Origin of the sequence: Bacillus sp. 2D03 (assembly GCF_003946765.1) — a bacterium.
Lineage (GTDB): Bacteria > Bacillota > Bacilli > Bacillales > Bacillaceae_G > Bacillus_A > Bacillus_A cereus.
In genome coordinates this window covers 667,680-686,465 of the sequence record NZ_RPSJ01000001.1, presented here as the reverse complement: position 1 = coordinate 686,465, position 18,786 = coordinate 667,680, and the positions used below count along the sequence as shown (strand labels likewise).

Below are 18,786 nucleotides of genomic sequence, written 5' to 3'. Positions count from 1 at the left end.
AAGTGTTCGGGTTGCTAGTTTATAGATGTATTAAATTAAAAATGTATTTATGTAGATAATAAATATATTTATTTAATTAATTGTGGGATAAATGCACGAATGAGGATATGGTAACTAGCAACCAGCAACCAAACATGTACAAGCCTTAGAACCATTAGGGGTGAACAAGGTTGCCAAATGAGTTGCCGTGTTTTCTAAAAACAGAAAAAAAAGTGGAGGTAGAGAAAATGGAAACTAAAAAAGCTCCAATCGTATTAGCAATAGAAAGAGACGCAGCAGGAAACCTTAGTACATGGTGTGAGGCGTGTGAATGTTTCCATAATCACGGTACCGGTGAAGGTCATCGGCAATCGCATTGTTCAAACGAAGATAGTCCGTATATCTACACAGGCTATATTCTGAAGAAGATGAAGCTGGGTGGTAAAGAGATTGCTAGAAAAGAGAATTAAATCTAAGTAGGTGATATGTAATTGAATTGGTTGAAAGACTATCAGAAATTAGAACAGGACATTGCTTATTTGGAATACAACTTAGATAAAACAAAGGCTGAATTAAAACGCTGGATCAGTGGCGACTTACAGAATGTTCGTCTAACTGCTGAGTCAGATGGCGCAAGAGTAGAAGTACATATTGAAGCAATTGAGTATGAACTGGCTCATAAGCTGAATGATATGTACAAACTGAAAAAGTTAGTGAGTACATTCAAAGGATTAGAAAATAGAATACTTAAGCTAAAATATATTGATAGTATGACGTTAGAACGGGTAGCAGAGGAGTTAAATTATAGTACAGGCTATCTCAACAAGAAACATGCTGAGATTATGAGGGAAATCAAGTTTGCAGAGAGATTACAGGTAGGAGGATAGAAAATTGTGGAAGGTATAGATCTGTTTGGACATGTAAAAAGCATCCAATTTAAAGATAATAAGATGATTTTGTTCTCATTTATTGATGATATACGTGGAGAATTACTTTGCATAGCAAGAAAGAACGAAAGTATTCTCTATTATCAAATTGAACGGAATAAAAGGTATCATTTGCAGGTAGATTTGAAAGGGTTTATGAAAGAATCCGAAAAAGGCGAAAGGTATCTAAACAATAGTTTATACGTCAAAAAAGTTTATGTTGAAAAAGAATGAATCTATAACCCCCCCTGTCCAAATTTTATTTAGCGACTATCTGGGGGGATAGGGAGTGGGGGTGCAAACGCGCACCTCAAAATGGTTTTTTGAAAAAATTCGTTTTTTTGTTGTACTACGAAACTAACAAATTATCTAGGAAACGTTGATATGACAGACTTTTTTGAGGGAATCCGTTTTGTCAGACTTGTCGTCACGTGACAAATAAAAAAGACCCGTAAATCCATTCAAATCAATGGTTAGAGGTCTGTTGTACTTATTTTGTTGTACTACAAACATTATTGAAAAAAGTGGGGATCTTATACTTTTATTTTGTCGATAATTGTCGAATTTAACTTGAAGGGAGGTATGGAAAATGACTAGACAATATGAGACCGCATCTATGGTTCACAGGGAACTTAGGGCTAAATTCGAAATGAGCAAGGAAGAAGAATTAAGAATGAGTATTTTAAAACAGATAAAAGATACTTTGAAAAAAATAAATAAAATGTAATGAAACTATAAAAATAAAAGGAGATATAACAATGAACTATGAAGAAATGATGAAAAAGGCAAATTTATACCATGAAATGTTGGAGGTATTAGCTAGACCGTCACAATTAATTACGGAGAGTCAGAACAAGATTAATGTCTTAAAGAAAGAAATTGAAGAGCTTGAATCAGATGATAAAAAGCAAGTGTTAAACAAGTTGAATCCTAAGAAATTCTTCTTCAAAAAACAAGAATCAGTTGATGTTGAAGAACTCATTTTGAAAAAGGAGATTGAAATACGTAAAGAAGAAAAAATAATTGAGAAATTACAAGATACGAAATTAAAGGAAATTGTAGATCTTGATGGAGTTGTGGATGAATCGCAAAAGATTGTGGATAAAAAGTATAAGATGTTGGAAGAGTTGGCATCCAAAATATTAAAGGTTAGAGATGAATATCATAATTTAGTAGATAACTACGAAAAAGAATATGGTGAATATAAAAACTTTGGTGAGACCATTCGTTCCAAAGTTAATTCGGTTAAGAAAGTTGATTATGTTCCTCAACATAGAGGGGATAATGGTTACATGTGGCAAGGGAAACAATTGGAAATCCAAACGATTAATCATGAAATTATTGATGGACATAGACAACGCGCTATGAGTAGAGCAACGTATTAATAATTTGTATGGTATCGGATGTGATATAAATGGAAATACGTTGTTCAGCTGGAGAACTTAAATTAACAACACGTAGTAAGAGTAACGAAAAAATAATCAGTGGTTATGCAGTTAAATGGGATAAATGGTCTATTAAGATATATTCGAAAAGAAAGCAATTTTATGAGCGAGTGAAAAAAGGGGCTTTTCAAGAATCCTTGAAAGAAAAAGACCAAATTGCATTGTTTAACCATAACAAGAATAAGTTTTTGGGGAAAATTCAGGATGGTAGTTTAACGTTGGAAGAAGATAGCGTAGGTCTAAGTTTTAAGTTAATACTTCCTGATAATGATCTAGGGAAAAAGGTATACCAGGAAGTGACTAGCGGTAAATTATCGCAAGTATCTTTTACCTTTGTAGATGAAAATTCAACTTGGGAAACCAAATACGAAGAAGAGTATAGGACTATTTTAAAGGCTCGTTTAAGTGAGATTAGTCCAGTCTATAATCCGGCATATCCGGATACTACTGTTGTGGAAGGTGACAAGCGACAGCATTTGTTGATGAAAGAGCAAATTAGTCATACTCTGTTTGAGCTTGAAAGGAGAGAATTAATCCGAAAGATTAACGGTGCTTTAAAGATGGGAAGCTAATCTATTCAGAGGTAGAACCAACTGTGTATCGTTTCGAGATTAAGTAAGTATTTAAAGCTTTAATTTAAAGACCGTCTAAGCGACGGTCTTTTGTCTTTTTAGCATCGTGATTAATGTGCAAGTCTATCAAAACTAACTTTAGAATTTTAAAGTTGAATAAGAACGTCTGTTCTTGTATGATGGAATTAAAGCTAAATCTTGTAAAATAAATGGAAAAGTCTTGATTAACCCTTTAAAAAAGTCGAAAATAAAAAGAAGAAAAAGAAAAAAGGGTGAATGCTAGTGTCAATAAATGCAACTTTTAGAGAATCAGATAAAAATGATGTAAGGTTTTGGAGATTTGTTGGGGTTTCCATCGATTTAATAAATGAATTATCCGCACCTCAGGTAGAAGTTAGATTTAAGAGTTTGCTTAATAATGTGACCATTAATGAATTAACAGAATTAGCAACGCTTTTTAATGTTGACTTAAAAGGTGTCAAAAAGATGGAACAAGTAGAGTGCTTTAATGAAGTACCAATTGATTCAAAAAAAGAGATGATTATATTAAGAGAATTCTTGAATCGAAAGAAAAAAACGGTTATTAGATACTATAATTCTGTAGCCACAAATTCAAATTATAGAATTATATTTGAACATTCTCAATTATGTCAGTTATCCCAGTTATTGAATGATGATCACATTCATATCATTCAAATTTATACTTGGCATAATTGGGATAGTAAGGGAACTGGTATTCAGTTTTCATTGAATAAACAAGTAACTTTTAATAAGACTTATAAAATTCCGACAGAGTATGAGGAAGATTTTATAAATGATATGTATGTGAATTCAAATAAGGAGAATAACTATAGAATATTTTCATTCGCGATGTATGAGAAAAATAAGATTGCTGTAATAGTATATAGACAAATAAACGATGGATCAAAGCCAGATTTTGATGAACCATTTAGAAATAAAGAAGTAGCTATAATTATGTTTCAAATTGATATTACAGCAGGTATTTTAGAGATTAGATCAAAATTTCAGAGGGAAAAAACGGGAATCAAGAAATATATTGAAAAAACATTTAACACTTCTTTGACTGAAATTAGACCTGAGTTATTTACTCAATATCAACCAGAAGAGATTAGAAGTGCTGTTTTGGAAGGGATATCACCTGCTGGTCAAGAAGTATCAGATTTTATTGTTAACAAGATTGTTTTCAGGAGCAGTCCCTTGATTAACTCACCAGGTTTAACATTTGAATTGGAAAATGGAGATATTTTACCTTCAATTAAAGATGCACATACAAGAGAATGTATCGATTTAGAAAGTATTAAAGATATAGAAAGTGTTTCCTTTAAGACATCCAAAGTTAACAGAACCATTAGATCAACAGTGTTAGAAGATGGAAACATTATGTTTTCATTAGATGATAGTGGAATTGAACAAAATGTGAAAAATGAAATACAAGAAAAGTTCTTACGTAAGTTTGGAATCCCACTAAACAAATTAATATCCAATGCCAAATTTATGGTCGGAAAAGCTGATTTGACAGATTATTTGTTGACTCTTTCATCAAAAAAAGAGTTTACCAAAGTAGAAAATGAAATTTTCAATAAGCTAATAGAAGAAAAAATTGTATTTGAGGAAACTGAAGAGAGTACTTTTTGTAAAAACCCAAATTGTGAATATGTAGATGATAAAGTGATTGATTCCGAAGAGTGCCCAAGTTGTGGGAGTTCTGAGTTGAAAATAGTTGAGTTTGATTCATTGAAAATTTCAATCCCGGTTGTGAGAAATTATGTGAAAGAGTTAGTTAAATCTTTTTGTGATGAAACTGATTGGGAGTTAATTAATGATACAGAGAAAGAGTATTATAAAAATAAGTATAAATTTATTAATTTGGATAATAGGGAAACAAATGAATCATTGCAAATTCTCGTTCATCAAGGGGCTATACAAACCAAAGTTCTTGAGAAAATTAATCGCTCATTAACGCCTACAGTTATAGTGTTTGTTGGGGTTCTCGAAAAATATCTAGAGAAGTATAACAATAATTGCATATTTCCTATTAATTTCGGCAGAGTATATAACATGGAAGAACCGGCAGATTTCTTTAAGAAAATGTATAAGTCAATAGAGCATCGTGCCAAATCTTATTTATCAAGTGTTGCAGGAAAGTCATTTGATGTACTTGAAAATTTACCAGAACCTACATTGATTGGGGAAAGTTATTCGCCTGCTGACTTTGAGGATGATGTATTCAATATTTTAAAAGATATATTTTCGAATGCTGATAAATGGGGTAAAAAAATGTCAGGGAAAGAAGTTCCTGAAGGAATATTCGCCTTAACATATACAGTTCAAAAAGGTTCCGAAGATGCAAATAGAAAATATGTATTCTCGTATGACTGTAAGCTGAACAAAAATACCAAAGGGTATGATTTGGCTAAGGGAGAGCAAAGGAAGGCTTTCGATTATGTTGAGATGTTAAATCAAATAAGGTATATTACAAAATTTAGTGATATAAAACAATTGAGTTCGCATATATTTATTTCAAATAACTTTAATAGTAATAACTACTCAACCATGGCAGATTATTTTTATAGAAAGCTTCCGGATGGATATGATACAAGACCGATTTTTTTACCAATTGAGGTGCTAACTTATTTGCATTCGGAATATAGAAAGAATTATGGACAGATTCATAACTCAAGGAATGCATTCATGGAAGCTATGTATGATATTTTGACAACAGATAAATTGGTAATTGAGATAGATGATATTAATGATGTTATGGAGCAAGCACTTGATAAGGATCTTGCAGATTATAAAGAAATTGACACTAATAAGGTGAGAAAGGATGTACTAAAACAAATCAAAAAGAGGGGATGAGTGATGAATTATCTAATAAGGTCCTCTGCAGTAGATGATTATGAAAAAATATTTTTGGATGATATAGAACAAACTATTAAAAGAATGATAAATGAAAAGTTTCTGTTAAAAAAAGACTATTGTGAATTAAGTATAGTTTTTCTTGAGGACTTTTTAATCACAATAAGGATTGAAAATGGAGTCATAACCGAATTGAAAAAGGATAGTTATGAACACTTTATTCCAGATTCATTTTTAATGAATTTATCTAATATAAAAAATTTACCACCAAGATTAAACAGATACAAAAATTTAGGATTTAGCAGGTTTAGAAATGAAGTTAAAGAATCATTAAAGCATGGGAAAATAGTAACAAATAATAATGATGCTCTTTGGAAAGATTACAATATTAAAGTGAGGATTAACCAAAACATAACCCTTGCAGATGTAGTTAATTAAAATATATAATATGAATAGACACTAGCAATAATTTGGCCGTACCCTATTAGAGGTACGGCTTTTTTGTTTTAGTTACTCATTATAAAAACCTATAAATTCTATATAATAAAAGCCACAGCTCGTTAGAGTGTGACTTAAATATTTTTATTTCAATCTGATTCAATCTTGAAGCGTAAAGTGATTAAAACTCCTAATGTGAGTTCAGTAATTATAACTACGTCTTTGTCTTTTTCATCATCATAATCAACTGATTTTGTTTTTCCGCCTACAAAGTTAGCTGAAATACTTGTTATTGATTCTGAGTCTAATAATTTATTAATCTCAACATTTTGCTTCTTAGGCACATGGCCTATGTGAAAGTCTTTATCGTCTAAATTAACAATTATTTTAATTGCATTTTTATCAAATTCGTTATTAGGATCTTTTACAAATGAGATATAATCTCCAAATTCAACATCTTCAAATTCGGATGCTTCTCCCCATATTTCCAGCAATTCTTTATTAGTATATCCACCATATGAGTCAATATAATTCTCTTTGGCAATCGCACGAGCGATTCGCCTTAGAAGTGCCTGAATGTCTTTTCCTTTATCGTTTTCAAACGTAACGCCTGCAACATTAAAAGTAAGGGTGTTACTAGTATCTAATTCATTTAGTAAAGGGGAAGGGGCTGGAATTGGTTCTGGTTCTAAAGTCTGTTGTTCGGGTATGATTTCTTCAATTTCTGTTCTAGGCTCTTCCACATATGTATTTATTACTTTTTCTTTTTCTTTGATAGTTTCTACTTTAGGTTCATGTTTAGTGTGGATGGTCGTGTTAGCAGGGGCTATTTCGACTGTATTAGTTTCTAAATCGGATATTCTTCTGACTTGTTTTTCTTTTGCTTTAAAAGCTTTTTTATATTGCTTAAAATCTTGTTTATCAACTCTAAATTTCTCGCCAGTAGCTACATTCTTGACTACGTATGTTTTAACTATGTATGAATAATAGATAATAAATAAAATATAAGATATTACAAAAGTTGGAATGGCTAAGATAATTGCTGTAATAAACAATATAGCATCTAAGGCAGTAGGTATTCGTTGTAAGATCATTCTCTTTCCGGCAGCAGCTTCAGATTGCTGTAACTGTTGCATACGTTGTATCGATGCAATTGAATCATAACTCATAAAAAAACCTCCTTGAAATGATGCCTAAATTATACCAATTTCGTGCAACAACTGTAAATATTACATTTTGAGGAATTGTTTAAAGGTATTAATCTACCTCAAAGCAAACTTATCTAAATTCAAAAAAGCTTACTAAGTTATGTGATTCAGTAAGCTTTTTTTGGGCAGAGCAGCTGAAAAATAGAGTGCTTAAATGTTCATTAACCTACATGTTGGCTGATTTTTAATTTTATCAAAGTTCTTCGTCGTCTTTAAATATAACCAACTGATTTTTATGATATAATGACGCGCGAATATTTAAATATTTATTATTGATGTTACTCTGGCTTGCTGTGCATAATGCACACACTACAATATGCTGACCTGGTTCAAAAGTAATAGAAGGTATATCGCTTTCATTACACAAAATAGAAACAGAAGGGATTTGTTCCACATCTTTTTCTATTTTACCAAATTTGAGATTTACAGCATAACGATCTCCTTGTTTAAGAGGTCTTATATCTCTTACTACACCTTCAATGCAAATAGGATGTCTTTTGGCCTTAAGAGTTTGCAAATAGTTGTAAGCATCTAGGTACTTTTCTTGATCATAATAGAAATTGGACCATTTGATTTTTTTTCCATACATTTGAATTTCTATGATGGATTCTAATTCATTTGAATCGTCATCTTCTACCGCTTTTCGTAGTTCAAGAACCTTTCTCATTGTTGCTAAATAGGAACTTAGCTTTCCTTTAGAAACATAGCTTTTATTTTTTGGGGGATTCGTATTTCCGCTCTTATTTATGGAAGTGGTATTTTGTTTCCCTAAATCTTTCAGTGGTTCATGAATCATAGTTAACCTAAAGGTAAATTTATTTTTCTTAACACTTTCTAAAATGTTATCATCAGATTTTTTTGCTAGTACTGTAACTTGCCCTACTGTATTATATTTGCACCATTCTTCATGATTTACACCTGGTTTTCTCGTGAAGTGGGTAGGAATCCATGCTTCAGCTCTAAAATGCCCATTTTTATGAGATACATCTTTTCTACATTTGTGGCATTCTAATCCTTCTTTTAATTGTGGATGTTCTTCTACATACTTAGCTGTTACATCTTGGTTTTTCATTTTTGAGTAAGCTGTTTTCATTTTTACCGCCATTTTTTCTCCTCCTACCAAATAAAATATATTTATATAGGATATTTTACCATTATTAACATTTAGAGTGGATAAGTTTGGAAATTGATATTTTACATGGAAGAACGAAAAATAATTAATATTTGAAGATAATTTATTAAGAAGCGTACGTTCTTTTTTATTTAATGTCAAAAGGTATTAATGTAAATTAAAACGAACTTATTCATATTCCAACTGAAAGGGTGATTCGATGATTATTAGAGAAGGTATGGAGGTAACTAGGATAAGTATAGATGGTTATGACTTGCCAATTCCAGAAGGCCTTTCTGAATTCTTACTTCGAGCTGGATATTGGAGGTATGGTGAAACAGAAGAAGAAGAATCGTCAAGTGATGTTGAAATCCTAGCGCAGTATGATATAAAAACTACTTTGAAAGATGGAGTTTTGTCTACTACATTTACTTATAAGGGAGATCAAAAGAAAAGATGTAAAAAATCCTCAAAATAAAACTTATCCATATCGAAAATGAAAGGTGAGTTGCTCTTATGGAAAGAAAAGAAAGAACTGTGTTAGATAATCCACCTAGTGAAGAAACCAAGTTGAAAATGGTCGGATTTTTAATGAAAACAATGGTTCCTCGTGTATTGGCCGCACGTAAGGCTGAAGAGGAAGTTGAAAAGAAAGGGGATAAAGAAGGTGAAGAAATAAAGCTTAATAGTTGATATAATTTAATTATATATTATATTAACGGGGTGAAGCTTGATGGCAATAACAGATACAATAAAAGGGATAAAAGCATTAGCTGTAGGTATGGAAAATGTAGAATTAATAAGTAAACTAATGGACCTACAAACACAAGCATATGAAATTTTAGACGAAAATAGAGAACTAAGACTGAAGTTGGAAGAAATTCAACGTACTGATGAAATTTCTCATGATTTAGAGTACCTACCCGACTTTTATTATAGAAAGAGCGATGGTAGTGGCCCGTATTGCCCTACATGTTGGGATGTAAATAAGAAACTGGTTAATGTTCCAATCCTAGATGCTTATACTCGAGGTTGGTCGGGGACCTGTAGAAATTGTGGTGCAGCACATCTTCGTGTACCAGAGTCTAAAATTCCAAAAAAATAATGTGAAATTAAGTCACACAATCGGTGTGGCTTTTTATTATTCCTTGGAGATGTGTATGTGAAAATATAGGGAGAATAGCATTTGCCCACGCTTATTTTATCCAAAAAGTTCCCCCAAAAACCTCCCCCAAATCATTAATTTTATTTAAGTTATTTTACAATGCATCAGAATAGAAAAAACCCTAGAAACGTTGTAATAACGCTTTTTCTAGGGTTTTTAATACTGTTATCTACTAAGCGATTGAATTAACGAGAGTAGAACTCTACGATTAATGCTTCGTTGATTTCAGCTGGTAACTCAGAACGCTCAGCGTGACGAGTGTAAGTAGCTTCTAATTTGTCAGCATCGAAAGTTAAGTATTCTGGTACGAAGTTGTTAACTTCGATCGCTTCTTTAACAACAACAAGGCTGTTAGATTTTTCGCGAACGCTGATAGTTTGACCAGGTTTTACACGGTAAGATGGGATATCTACGCGAGCGCCATCAACCATGATGTGACCGTGGTTTACTAATTGGCGAGCTGCACGACGAGTGCGAGCTAAGCCCATACGGTAAACTAAGTTGTCAAGACGAGCTTCAAGAAGGATCATGAAGTTTTCGCCGTGCTTACCAGGCATTTTACCTGCTTGGTCAAATGTGCGACGGAATTGACGCTCAGTCATGCCGTACATGTGACGAAGTTTTTGTTTCTCTTGTAATTGTAAACCGTATTCTGAAAGTTTCTTACGTTGGTTAGGACCGTGAGGACCTGGTGCGTAAGGGCGTTTTTCTAATTCTTTTCCTGTGCCGCTTAGAGAGATTCCAAGACGACGAGACAGTTTCCAAGCTGGACCTGTATAACGAGCCATAGTTGACTCCTCCTTTAAAAATGTTTTTATTTACGTAAAATAAAAACAGACGTAATCGATATTTACGGGCATTTTGTTTTCATGTACCTTCGCTCCAGCAGCAGGGAGTTACGAGATACACCTCCGTAGAGGAACAAAATACAAACGATAAACTCACATTACAAGGCTGCCTTTTTATTTTACACAAACGCTATTATATCTTTTACCCAGAGTTTCGTCAAGCGAGTACGTTTTTGTTTTATGCATAAAAATTTTGGAAATTAATATAAGAAGGAATTTAAAACAATATAGAAGAAGAGATAGAAACACAAATAAAACGCTTACATAAAATAAAGGAAAACGTTCATCAAATTTTTATGGATGAATATGCGGCAATAAAAACATAAGGGGGATGTTTTTATGAAAAAGAAGCATATGGAGACAGCGTTAATTCACCACGGTTATACACCTGAGGAACATAAAGGAAGTTTAACACCACCTTTATTTCAAACTTCTACATTTACATTTGAGACTGCGCAGCAAGGAGAGGCGAGTTTTGCGGGAGTGGATCCATCTTATATTTACTCACGGCTTGGAAATCCAACTGTGAAATTATTTGAAGAACGTATGGCGTTGTTAGAAGGAGGAGAAGAAGCACTTGCCTTCGGATCTGGTATGGCAGCTATTTCAGCAACGTTAATCGGTTTTCTAAAAGCTGGAGATCATATTATTTGTTCAAATGGATTATATGGATGCACGTACGGTTTTTTAGAAGTGTTAGAAGAAAAATTTATGATTACGCATTCGTTTTGTGATATGGAGACAGAGGTTGATATTGAAAATAAAATTCGCCCAAATACAAAGCTTATTTTCGTTGAAACACCGATTAATCCGACAATGAAATTAATTGATTTAAAACAAGTGATTCGGGTTGCAAAGCGAAATGGCTTACTTGTTATTGTTGATAATACATTTTGTTCACCTTATTTACAAAGACCGCTTGAGCTTGGCTGTGACGCTGTTGTGCATAGTGCGACAAAATATATTGGTGGTCACGGTGACGTTGTAGCGGGCGTAACAATTTGTAAAACGAAAGCATTAGCTGAAAAGATTCGCCCGATGCGAAAGGATATCGGCGGTATTATGGCACCGTTTGATGCGTGGTTATTATTACGCGGGTTAAAGACGTTAGCAGTAAGAATGGATCGTCATTGTGATAATGCAGAAAAAATTGTATCGTTCCTAAGAAAACATGATGCGGTAGAAGGTGTTTGGTATCCAGAAGGGGAGTTAGCATCTCGTCAAATGAAACGCGGGGGCGGTGTTATTTCTTTTTCAGTAAAAGGCGGAAAAGAAGAGACGCAAGCGTTTATTAATGATCTTCACTTTATTACAATTGCGGTGAGTTTAGGAGATACAGAAACGTTAATTCAGCATCCAGCAACGATGACGCACGCTGCGATTCCAGCTGAACTAAGAAAAGAAATGGGCATTTTCGATAATTTAATACGCTTATCAGTCGGTTTAGAATCGTGGGAGGATATCGTTTCTGATTTAGAGCAGGCATTAAAGAAAATATCTACTGTTAATCAATGAAAAAAGAGTGAGCTATCGGTTTTGTACAGGGCGTACTAAATCGATAACTCGCTCTTTTCTTTTTACATATGTTTTAGGAGTGTTTCCACAAACTTTTCTAAATAGCGCTGATCTACTTCATCGAAACGATTCTTTTCAGGACTATCAATGTCAAGTACACCAATGACAGCTCCTTCTTTCACAATCGGTACAACGATTTCCGAATTAGAAGCACTATCGCAAGCGATGTGACCTGGGAATTGGTGAACGTCTGCTACAAGCTGCGTTGTTTTCGTTTCAGCTGCAACGCCGCAAACGCCTCGTCCAAATGGAATGCGCACGCAAGCAGGCATTCCTTGGAATGGTCCAAGAACAAGCTGAGTTCCTTCTGTTACGTAAAAGCCAACCCAATTAACGCGATCTAAAAATTGGTTTAATAATGCGGACGCATTTGATAAGTTTGCGACTACGTTTGATTCGCCAGTTAATAACGCATCCAGTTGTTTAATTACTGTCTCATATTGCTGCACGCGAGATCCTGCATAACTTTCTTTAGTAAACATGGAAACAGCTCCTTTTTTATCGAGATGTGTAAAATATTAGCAAAATACGATGTATTTCACATGACTTTGTCGATAGAAAATTAAAGGAATTTGTCTTAAAAGTCAAGAAATTTAAACTATAGCTGTTCAGTGAAGGGAAGTGAGCGCATGAAGCAGACGAAACAAAAAGTAATTGATGCGGCAATATCGTTGTTTAATACGAAAGGTTATGATGGAACGTCGGTGCGAGACATTGCAAAGCGAGCGGATGTGAATGTAGCGAATATTTCATATTATTTTGCTGGGAAGCAAGGTTTATTAGAACAGCTTATTACTGATTTTTTAGAAGGATATATTCATGTGATTGAAATGTCGTTTGAACAGAGAGAGTATTTGTCGACTAAAGATGTAATGGTGCAAATGGTGCGCGGGATTTTACGATATCAATTTGAAAATAGAGAACTAACACGTTTCTTCTACCGAGAGCTTTCGCTTGATACGACATTAATTCGTGAAGTGATGACCGTTTATTTTTCTAAAGAAAGATATTATATAGAACAAATGATTAGACAAGGACAAATGAAACAAGAATTTCAGAAAGTATCATTTACAATGTTTATGACGCAATTAAAAGGTATGATAAGTATGCCGTTTTTATATCCACAATATATATCAGAAGTACTCCATTCTTTCCCGTCTGAGACATTTTTCATAGAAATGTATACGAAAGAGATTGAGCAATGGATGGAACAAGCATTATGTAAAGCGAATATGTACCATGAATGGCCAAGAGCTGTTCATATGTGAAGAATCCCCACCTAACGAACTGAGGTGGGGATTTTTATGTTTACTTTTCTTTGCCATAAATTGTTACATAATAGCGCGATAATTGTTAATGCAGCTCCAGCGATTTCAATTTTATCCACTGTATAACCTCGAAAGATAGAACCGATTAGTGCAAGGATAGGAACTAAATTCATAAATAATATGCCGTTAATAGATGAAATATAGCGATTTCCCATATTCCAGCAAAATACAGCGATAACGCCTGCGATAATCGACATATAAAAGAGCTCAAAACGAACGCTCACAACTGTACGCAGTGACGGTATAGTAACTATATTTGTGTACGTTAAGAAAGTAACAATAACGATGAGTGAAATGGAGCCAAATAAACAAGTTAATGTCGTGTACCTAAGTGGTGACCAAGATTGAAAACGAGCACCCCCGTTTGTATAAATGACCCAGCAAGTAACGCCGCATAGCATCAATATATTTGTTGATAAGTGGCTTGCAGCTCCAAATAATAAGTGAATATTTCCTTTTGAAATGACAAGCATAACACCAAGTAATGCAACAAACATACAAAGGAATGTATAGTTTTGTGGGCGGCGATTTTTCGTTATCCATTGCAGTGATAAGGCAATCAGTGGCATAAGGGATTGAATCATAGCTGCATGGATTGCTCCGGAAGGTCCGGCAAGTTGTTGTCCGTAGAAAACGAGAAAACCATACCCCGCGAAACCGACTGTCCCGTAAAAGAATAGAGAAAGTGTTCTTTTTTCTAAGCGGAGTGAAGTCTTTCCTTCAGTAATTAATAGCAAAATAAGAAAAATAATAGCTGCTGATCCATAGCGAAGCGTTGTGAAGAAGAATGGATCGATAAATTGCAGAGCATTTGCCATTACAGGAAACATAAATCCCCAGGCAGTGACGGCGAGTAAGCATAGAAAGGATCCGAGTAGCATTTGTTTTTTGTTCAAGAGTATCTTTCCCCTTTACATTTCGTTATAGTAAGTTGATGAAATAAGTATAAAGAGTAATTGTTTATAGGAGGAAATATCGATTTCTTATAACGGTTATAACTTTTTGTTAGAGGTGTGTACAATGGATTTGGAGGCAGTACGATCGTTTATTGAAGTGAAGCATACGCGAAGTTTATCAAAGGCAAGTAAGATTTTACATATATCTCAACCAGCGCTTAGTAAACAAATTCAAAAGTTAGAAGCGGATTTAGAGGTTACTTTACTTAAACGTTCTGCGCAAGGAGTAGAGTTAACGGAGGCAGGAGAGTTATTTATAAAAAGAATGTTACCAATTTTGGAGCAAATAAATGAAGTGAAAACAGAAATGAGGGGGTATCAAGAGAACCGGAAGTTTTCAATTGGTATACTACCGAGTTTAGCGGAGTATTACATATCAGAATGTAAAGATATATTAGGTGATGAGTTCGAAGTGGAATGGCAAATCGGACATACGGAAGTATTAAGAGAGTTATTTAAAGCGCGGGAGATTGACGCGATGTTCATCGATTCAGTAGTAGAAGGTGCTACGTATATAAAAGAAGTGCAACAAGAGAAAATTGTTTGTGCCGTTTCAAATAATCATCCGTACAAAGAGAAGATAGTCATTCAAATAGAAGAGCTGCACAATGAAAAATTAATTGTATATCCAGAAATATGTGATGTAAGGAAAATGATTATGAACATGTTTCATGAAATAGGTGTAAAACCAACTATAGCTGTGGAAACATCTTACGCAGAACCGATGCTTGCAATGGTAAAAGCTGGCCTTGGTATCACGTTACTTCCAGAAAGGGCAGTAGAGCAGTCTGTAAGGCAAGGAAATGTACATGTAATTTCTGTTGAACCACCACTCATGCGGAAAATTTATTTCGTATCCCATACGAAAGATTGTTTGTTATTACAATCATTTGAGGATAGGTAGTGAGGTAGGCGGAATATTGAGAAAGATTACAATCACATTGAAAGGAACATGAAATTTTTAAAAAAACTAGGTCAAAAACAAACCATTACATGGTATGATTAGTACATTGTTAGTTGTTAAATATAGGGGAATTCCCTTTTTATACATAATGCCTTCCATTTCATAAACGGAACGGACAAAAAAAGAGATATAACTAGGAGGCTTTTTTGCATGGATTCTATCCTGACGATCGTTATCATTGTAGTAAGCTCTATTCTAGTGCTGCTCATGATAGAGCTTGTGATAAGAAATCGTTCATATAAAGATATTGAAGCACTGGAGCAGTGGAAACAAGAGATAAAAGATAAACCTGTGGCAGATGAACTAAAACGGGTAAAAGATTTAAACATGACGGGTCAAACAGAAGAACTGTTTGGTAAATGGCGTGAAGAATGGGATGAAATTGTATCAACAACCCTTCCGAAAGCTGACAAAGATTTAGCGCAAGCGCGAAAATTCGCCTCGCAATTCTCCTTCCGAAAAGCAAAGCATGCGATGAACGAATCCATAAGTGGTTTAGATGACGCTGATAATCGTATTACGGACATTTTAAATGAATTACAGCAATTGTTAGAAAGCCATGAGAAAAATAGCTCGGAAATTGAAGGGTTACGTGATACATATCGTAGTATGAAAAAGAGTGTTCTTGCTCATAGACATATGTATGGAGCAGCAGAGCAGAAAATCGAAGAGATGCTAGACGCTGAATCTGAGAAATTTAAAACCTTTGAAGAAGCGACAAACAATGGCGACTATTTAAAAGCGAGAGAAATTGTTATTAGTTTGGAAGAAGGTTTAGCAGATTTAGAAATCATTATTCACCAAATTCCAGATTTATTGGTAGAGTGTCAAGCGACGTTACCAGTTCAGCTGGAAGATTTATTACACGGACACAATGATATGGTAAGACAAGGTTATGTATTAGATTATTTGGAAGTCCCTAAAGAAGTTCGTGATATGACGAAACAACTACAAACATGTTTAATGGATATACAGGAGCTTCATATAACAGAAGCGGCTGAAAAAGTAGAAAACTTAAAAACACGTTTAGATGGCTTCTACGATCAACTGGAACAAGAAGTACATGCGAGACATTATGTGGAGCAAAAAACACTTTCTGTTTATGATGATTTAGAAGAAATGCGCATCGAAACGATTGAAACGAAAACAGAAACACAACTTGTGAAACAAAGCTATCAGTTACAAGATAAAGACATTGAGTCTCAAAAAGTAATTGAAAAGCAAATGCACATTTTAACGAAACGTTTTGAAATGCTACAATTACGCGTTGCAGAACAAGATATTGCCTTCTCTATTATTCGCGAGGAACTAGAAGAGGTTTATGAGCAATGTGAAACGTTAAAAGTACTTCATGCAGAATATAAAGAAATGCTGCAAACGATGCGCAAAGAAGAATTTGAAGCACGTGAGAAGTTACAAGAAATGCGAAATACTATTTTCGAAACGAAACGCTTTATGCAAAAGTCGAATTTGCCAGGTCTTCCAGAGAGTATTATGGAAGATTTAAAAAGAGGGCAAATGGCAATGCAAGCTGTATATGAACAATTAGAAGTGAAGCCGTTAAATATGAACGCTGTAAATAGCAGTTTAGAAGAAGCATACACAACTGTGAACGGTGTGGCTGAAATGACAGAAGAGTTAATTGGACAAGCGTATTTAGTGGAAAAATTAATTCAGTACGGTAACCGTTACCGTAGTCATGATGAAAACCTAGCAGAAAGTTTAAATTATGCTGAGAAATTATTCCGTGAATACCAATACGATGCAGCTTTAGAACAAGCGGCTTCAGTGTTAGAGCAACTTGAACCTGGCGTTGTTCAAAAAATAGCTGAATATGTAGACAATGAACAAACCCTTTCATAAAAGGGTTTGTTTTTTTATGTAATTTTGCAGGCGATGTTGCTATAATGAATAGCGGAATACAGCAAGGTTATTCGTTTCAAAATAAAGTGAAACTGTAATCGGTGGGAGGATTCATCCCCACTGATTACTAGCCTTCACCAATCGGACATTTACGGGCAGTTAATCTCCCATCTAACTTCTTTGCTCTAACTGGATTTTGAGGTGAGAGTCTTATTGCCCGTTAACGCGGGATAAAGTGAAACTGTAATGGGAGGGCATCCTCGCCAATTATTAGCCTTCACCAATCGAGATAAAACGGAACCTTTGCGTAGTCTTAGCGTAATGACACGTATTTATGATATGATTATACGATGTGATAGCGCTGAAAGGGGAAGAACGATGATCTATTTTGATAATAGTGCGACGACGAAGCCATATCCAGAAGCTCTTCAATCGTACGTGACGGTTGCTGGGAAATATTTTGGTAATCCTTCTTCTATTCATTCGCTTGGAGGAGAGGCAGAGCGTCTATTAACACAATCAAGAACGATTGCAGCGCAGCTTCTTCGTGTTAAACCTTCTGAAATTATTTTTACATCAGGTGGAACGGAAGGAAATAACCTTGCGATTAAAGGGATAGCGATGAGGAATCGTTCGCGTGGCAAACATATCATTACAACAAATATTGAACACGCGTCTGTGTTTGAAGCATATAAGCAATTAGAAGAACTCGGGTTTGATGTAACATATTTACCGGTTAACGAGCATGGTGTTGTATCGGTAGAAGATGTGAAACGAGCGCTTCGTGAAGATACGATTCTTGTGTCAATTATTCATGTGAACAACGAAACCGGAGCAATTCAACCCGTTGCTGAAATTGGAACGTTATTATCGAATCATCCGAAAATAAGATTCCATGTAGATCATGTACAAGGGATAGGAAAAGTACCGCTTGATTTATATGCTTCTCATATTGATCTTTGCTCAATATCTGGACATAAATTCCACAGTGTAAAAGGAACAGGTCTTCTTTATGTACGCGATGGCGTAAGATTAGATCCGATTTTATCAGGTGGTCAACAAGAGCTTAAGTATCGCTCTGGTACAGAGAATTTACCTGGCATTGTAGCGATGGTGAAAGCACTTCGCATGACAATGGAACAAGTGAAAGAAAAGGTAGCTCATTTGCAAAGTTTACAAGCAGAGCTTGTTCGTTTCTTTAAAGAGATGGAAGATGTAACGATTAACACGTCGCTTGCATATGCAGCACCGCACATTTTAAATGTATCATTTGTTGGTTTAAAACCAGAAGTAGTCGTTCATGCTTTAGAAGAACACGGTGTATATGTGTCAACGAAATCTGCTTGTTCTTCAAAAGCAAATGAAGTGAGCAGAGTGTTAGTGTCAATGGGAGTGCCGCATGCAGCAGCTGCAAGCGCTATTCGTATTAGTTTGGCACCAGAAAACACAATGGAAGAAGTAAAACAATTTGAAGGTATTGTAAAAGAGACGATGCCAAAATTATATGAAGTGATGAGGTAAAGAAATT

General features: G+C 34.6%; 21 protein-coding genes. 16 read left to right on the top strand and 5 right to left on the bottom strand.

The window, feature by feature from the left end; genetic code table 11:
• The first annotated feature begins 227 nt into the window (after positions 1-227).
• The 8 genes from EBQ15_RS03840 (at position 228) to EBQ15_RS03810 (ending at position 6,240) form a co-directional block, all read left to right on the top strand.
• Positions 228-449: a hypothetical protein gene (locus EBQ15_RS03840; protein ID WP_033683963.1), complete on the top strand. Its 222-nt coding sequence runs from the start codon at positions 228-230 to the stop codon at positions 447-449.
• 21 nt (positions 450-470) lie between these two features.
• A complete protein-coding gene (locus EBQ15_RS03835) occupies positions 471-866 on the top strand; it encodes a hypothetical protein (RefSeq protein WP_001104312.1) in 396 nt (131 codons plus the stop codon).
• A gap of 6 nt (positions 867-872) precedes the next feature.
• Positions 873-1,139 carry a hypothetical protein gene (locus EBQ15_RS03830; RefSeq protein WP_000398472.1) on the top strand — a complete coding sequence of 89 codons (267 nt, stop codon included), beginning with the start codon at positions 873-875 and terminating at the stop codon, positions 1,137-1,139.
• Positions 1,140-1,494: 355 nt separating this feature from the next.
• Entirely contained in the window at positions 1,495-1,632 is a 138-nt protein-coding gene (locus EBQ15_RS31025; RefSeq protein ID WP_000198313.1) for a hypothetical protein, read from the top strand.
• A 31-nt stretch (positions 1,633-1,663) separates the two neighbouring features.
• Complete coding sequence (locus EBQ15_RS03825; protein ID WP_001105330.1) at positions 1,664-2,290, top strand: hypothetical protein; 627 nt, start codon at positions 1,664-1,666, stop codon at positions 2,288-2,290.
• A gap of 29 nt (positions 2,291-2,319) precedes the next feature.
• Positions 2,320-2,922, top strand: a complete 603-nt coding sequence (locus tag EBQ15_RS03820) for an HK97 family phage prohead protease (RefSeq protein WP_000405631.1) — start codon at positions 2,320-2,322, stop codon at positions 2,920-2,922.
• Positions 2,923-3,204: 282 nt separating this feature from the next.
• Positions 3,205-5,802 (top strand): hypothetical protein, encoded by a 2,598-nt coding sequence (locus EBQ15_RS03815; protein WP_000026207.1) that lies wholly within the window; start codon positions 3,205-3,207, stop codon positions 5,800-5,802.
• Positions 5,803-5,805: 3 nt separating this feature from the next.
• A complete protein-coding gene (locus EBQ15_RS03810; protein WP_001108411.1) occupies positions 5,806-6,240 on the top strand; it encodes a hypothetical protein in 435 nt (144 codons plus the stop codon).
• Between the two features lie 149 nt (positions 6,241-6,389).
• Here EBQ15_RS03810 and EBQ15_RS31410 read toward each other — a convergent pair whose 3' ends face one another.
• Entirely contained in the window at positions 6,390-7,409 is a 1,020-nt protein-coding gene (locus tag EBQ15_RS31410; protein ID WP_000119473.1) for an HIRAN domain-containing protein, read from the bottom strand.
• 232 nt (positions 7,410-7,641) lie between these two features.
• The gene (locus tag EBQ15_RS03795) at positions 7,642-8,553 is read right to left on the bottom strand and encodes a hypothetical protein (RefSeq protein ID WP_000279320.1); all 912 of its coding nucleotides are present in this window, start codon (positions 8,551-8,553) and stop codon (positions 7,642-7,644) included.
• A gap of 226 nt (positions 8,554-8,779) precedes the next feature.
• Here EBQ15_RS03795 and EBQ15_RS03790 point away from each other — a divergent pair, with 226 nt between their 5' ends.
• From EBQ15_RS03790 to EBQ15_RS03785, 3 genes are read left to right on the top strand one after another with little or no spacing between them, the layout of a single operon-like run.
• Positions 8,780-9,037, top strand: a complete 258-nt coding sequence (locus tag EBQ15_RS03790) for a hypothetical protein (protein ID WP_000586762.1) — start codon at positions 8,780-8,782, stop codon at positions 9,035-9,037.
• Between the two features lie 38 nt (positions 9,038-9,075).
• Positions 9,076-9,252 carry a hypothetical protein gene (locus tag EBQ15_RS31020; RefSeq protein ID WP_000439972.1) on the top strand — a complete coding sequence of 59 codons (177 nt, stop codon included), beginning with the start codon at positions 9,076-9,078 and terminating at the stop codon, positions 9,250-9,252.
• Positions 9,253-9,292: 40 nt separating this feature from the next.
• Positions 9,293-9,664 (top strand): hypothetical protein, encoded by a 372-nt coding sequence (locus EBQ15_RS03785; protein ID WP_001018599.1) that lies wholly within the window; start codon positions 9,293-9,295, stop codon positions 9,662-9,664.
• A 245-nt stretch (positions 9,665-9,909) separates the two neighbouring features.
• Here EBQ15_RS03785 and rpsD read toward each other — a convergent pair whose 3' ends face one another.
• Positions 9,910-10,512, bottom strand: a complete 603-nt coding sequence (gene rpsD / locus EBQ15_RS03780; RefSeq protein WP_000135317.1) for a 30S ribosomal protein S4 — start codon at positions 10,510-10,512, stop codon at positions 9,910-9,912.
• A gap of 399 nt (positions 10,513-10,911) precedes the next feature.
• On the opposite strand from rpsD, the gene megL reads away from it, so the two are divergent.
• The gene (megL, locus tag EBQ15_RS03775; RefSeq protein WP_000726564.1) at positions 10,912-12,087 is read left to right on the top strand and encodes a methionine gamma-lyase; all 1,176 of its coding nucleotides are present in this window, start codon (positions 10,912-10,914) and stop codon (positions 12,085-12,087) included.
• A gap of 62 nt (positions 12,088-12,149) precedes the next feature.
• Here the strand turns inward: megL and EBQ15_RS03770 are convergent, their stop codons facing one another.
• On the bottom strand, positions 12,150-12,629 hold the full coding sequence (locus tag EBQ15_RS03770; protein WP_000494342.1) for a GAF domain-containing protein: 480 nt from the start codon (positions 12,627-12,629) through the stop codon (positions 12,150-12,152).
• 147 nt (positions 12,630-12,776) lie between these two features.
• Between EBQ15_RS03770 and refZ the strand changes: the two genes are divergently transcribed.
• Positions 12,777-13,415, top strand: a complete 639-nt coding sequence (gene refZ / locus EBQ15_RS03765) for a forespore capture DNA-binding protein RefZ (RefSeq protein WP_000814924.1) — start codon at positions 12,777-12,779, stop codon at positions 13,413-13,415.
• A gap of 11 nt (positions 13,416-13,426) precedes the next feature.
• On the opposite strand, the gene EBQ15_RS03760 is transcribed toward refZ, so the two are convergent.
• Positions 13,427-14,371, bottom strand: coding sequence for a DMT family transporter (locus EBQ15_RS03760; protein ID WP_030028557.1), 945 nt, complete (start codon positions 14,369-14,371; stop codon positions 13,427-13,429).
• A gap of 124 nt (positions 14,372-14,495) precedes the next feature.
• Between EBQ15_RS03760 and EBQ15_RS03755 the strand changes: the two genes are divergently transcribed.
• The 3 genes from EBQ15_RS03755 (at position 14,496) to EBQ15_RS03745 (ending at position 18,779) form a co-directional block, all read left to right on the top strand.
• Positions 14,496-15,335 (top strand): LysR family transcriptional regulator, encoded by an 840-nt coding sequence (locus EBQ15_RS03755; RefSeq protein WP_000362536.1) that lies wholly within the window; start codon positions 14,496-14,498, stop codon positions 15,333-15,335.
• A 210-nt stretch (positions 15,336-15,545) separates the two neighbouring features.
• On the top strand, positions 15,546-17,258 hold the full coding sequence (gene ezrA / locus EBQ15_RS03750) for a septation ring formation regulator EzrA (RefSeq protein WP_000377305.1): 1,713 nt from the start codon (positions 15,546-15,548) through the stop codon (positions 17,256-17,258).
• A 378-nt stretch (positions 17,259-17,636) separates the two neighbouring features.
• Complete coding sequence (locus EBQ15_RS03745; RefSeq protein WP_000638992.1) at positions 17,637-18,779, top strand: cysteine desulfurase family protein; 1,143 nt, start codon at positions 17,637-17,639, stop codon at positions 18,777-18,779.
• Positions 18,780-18,786 lie beyond the last annotated feature (7 nt).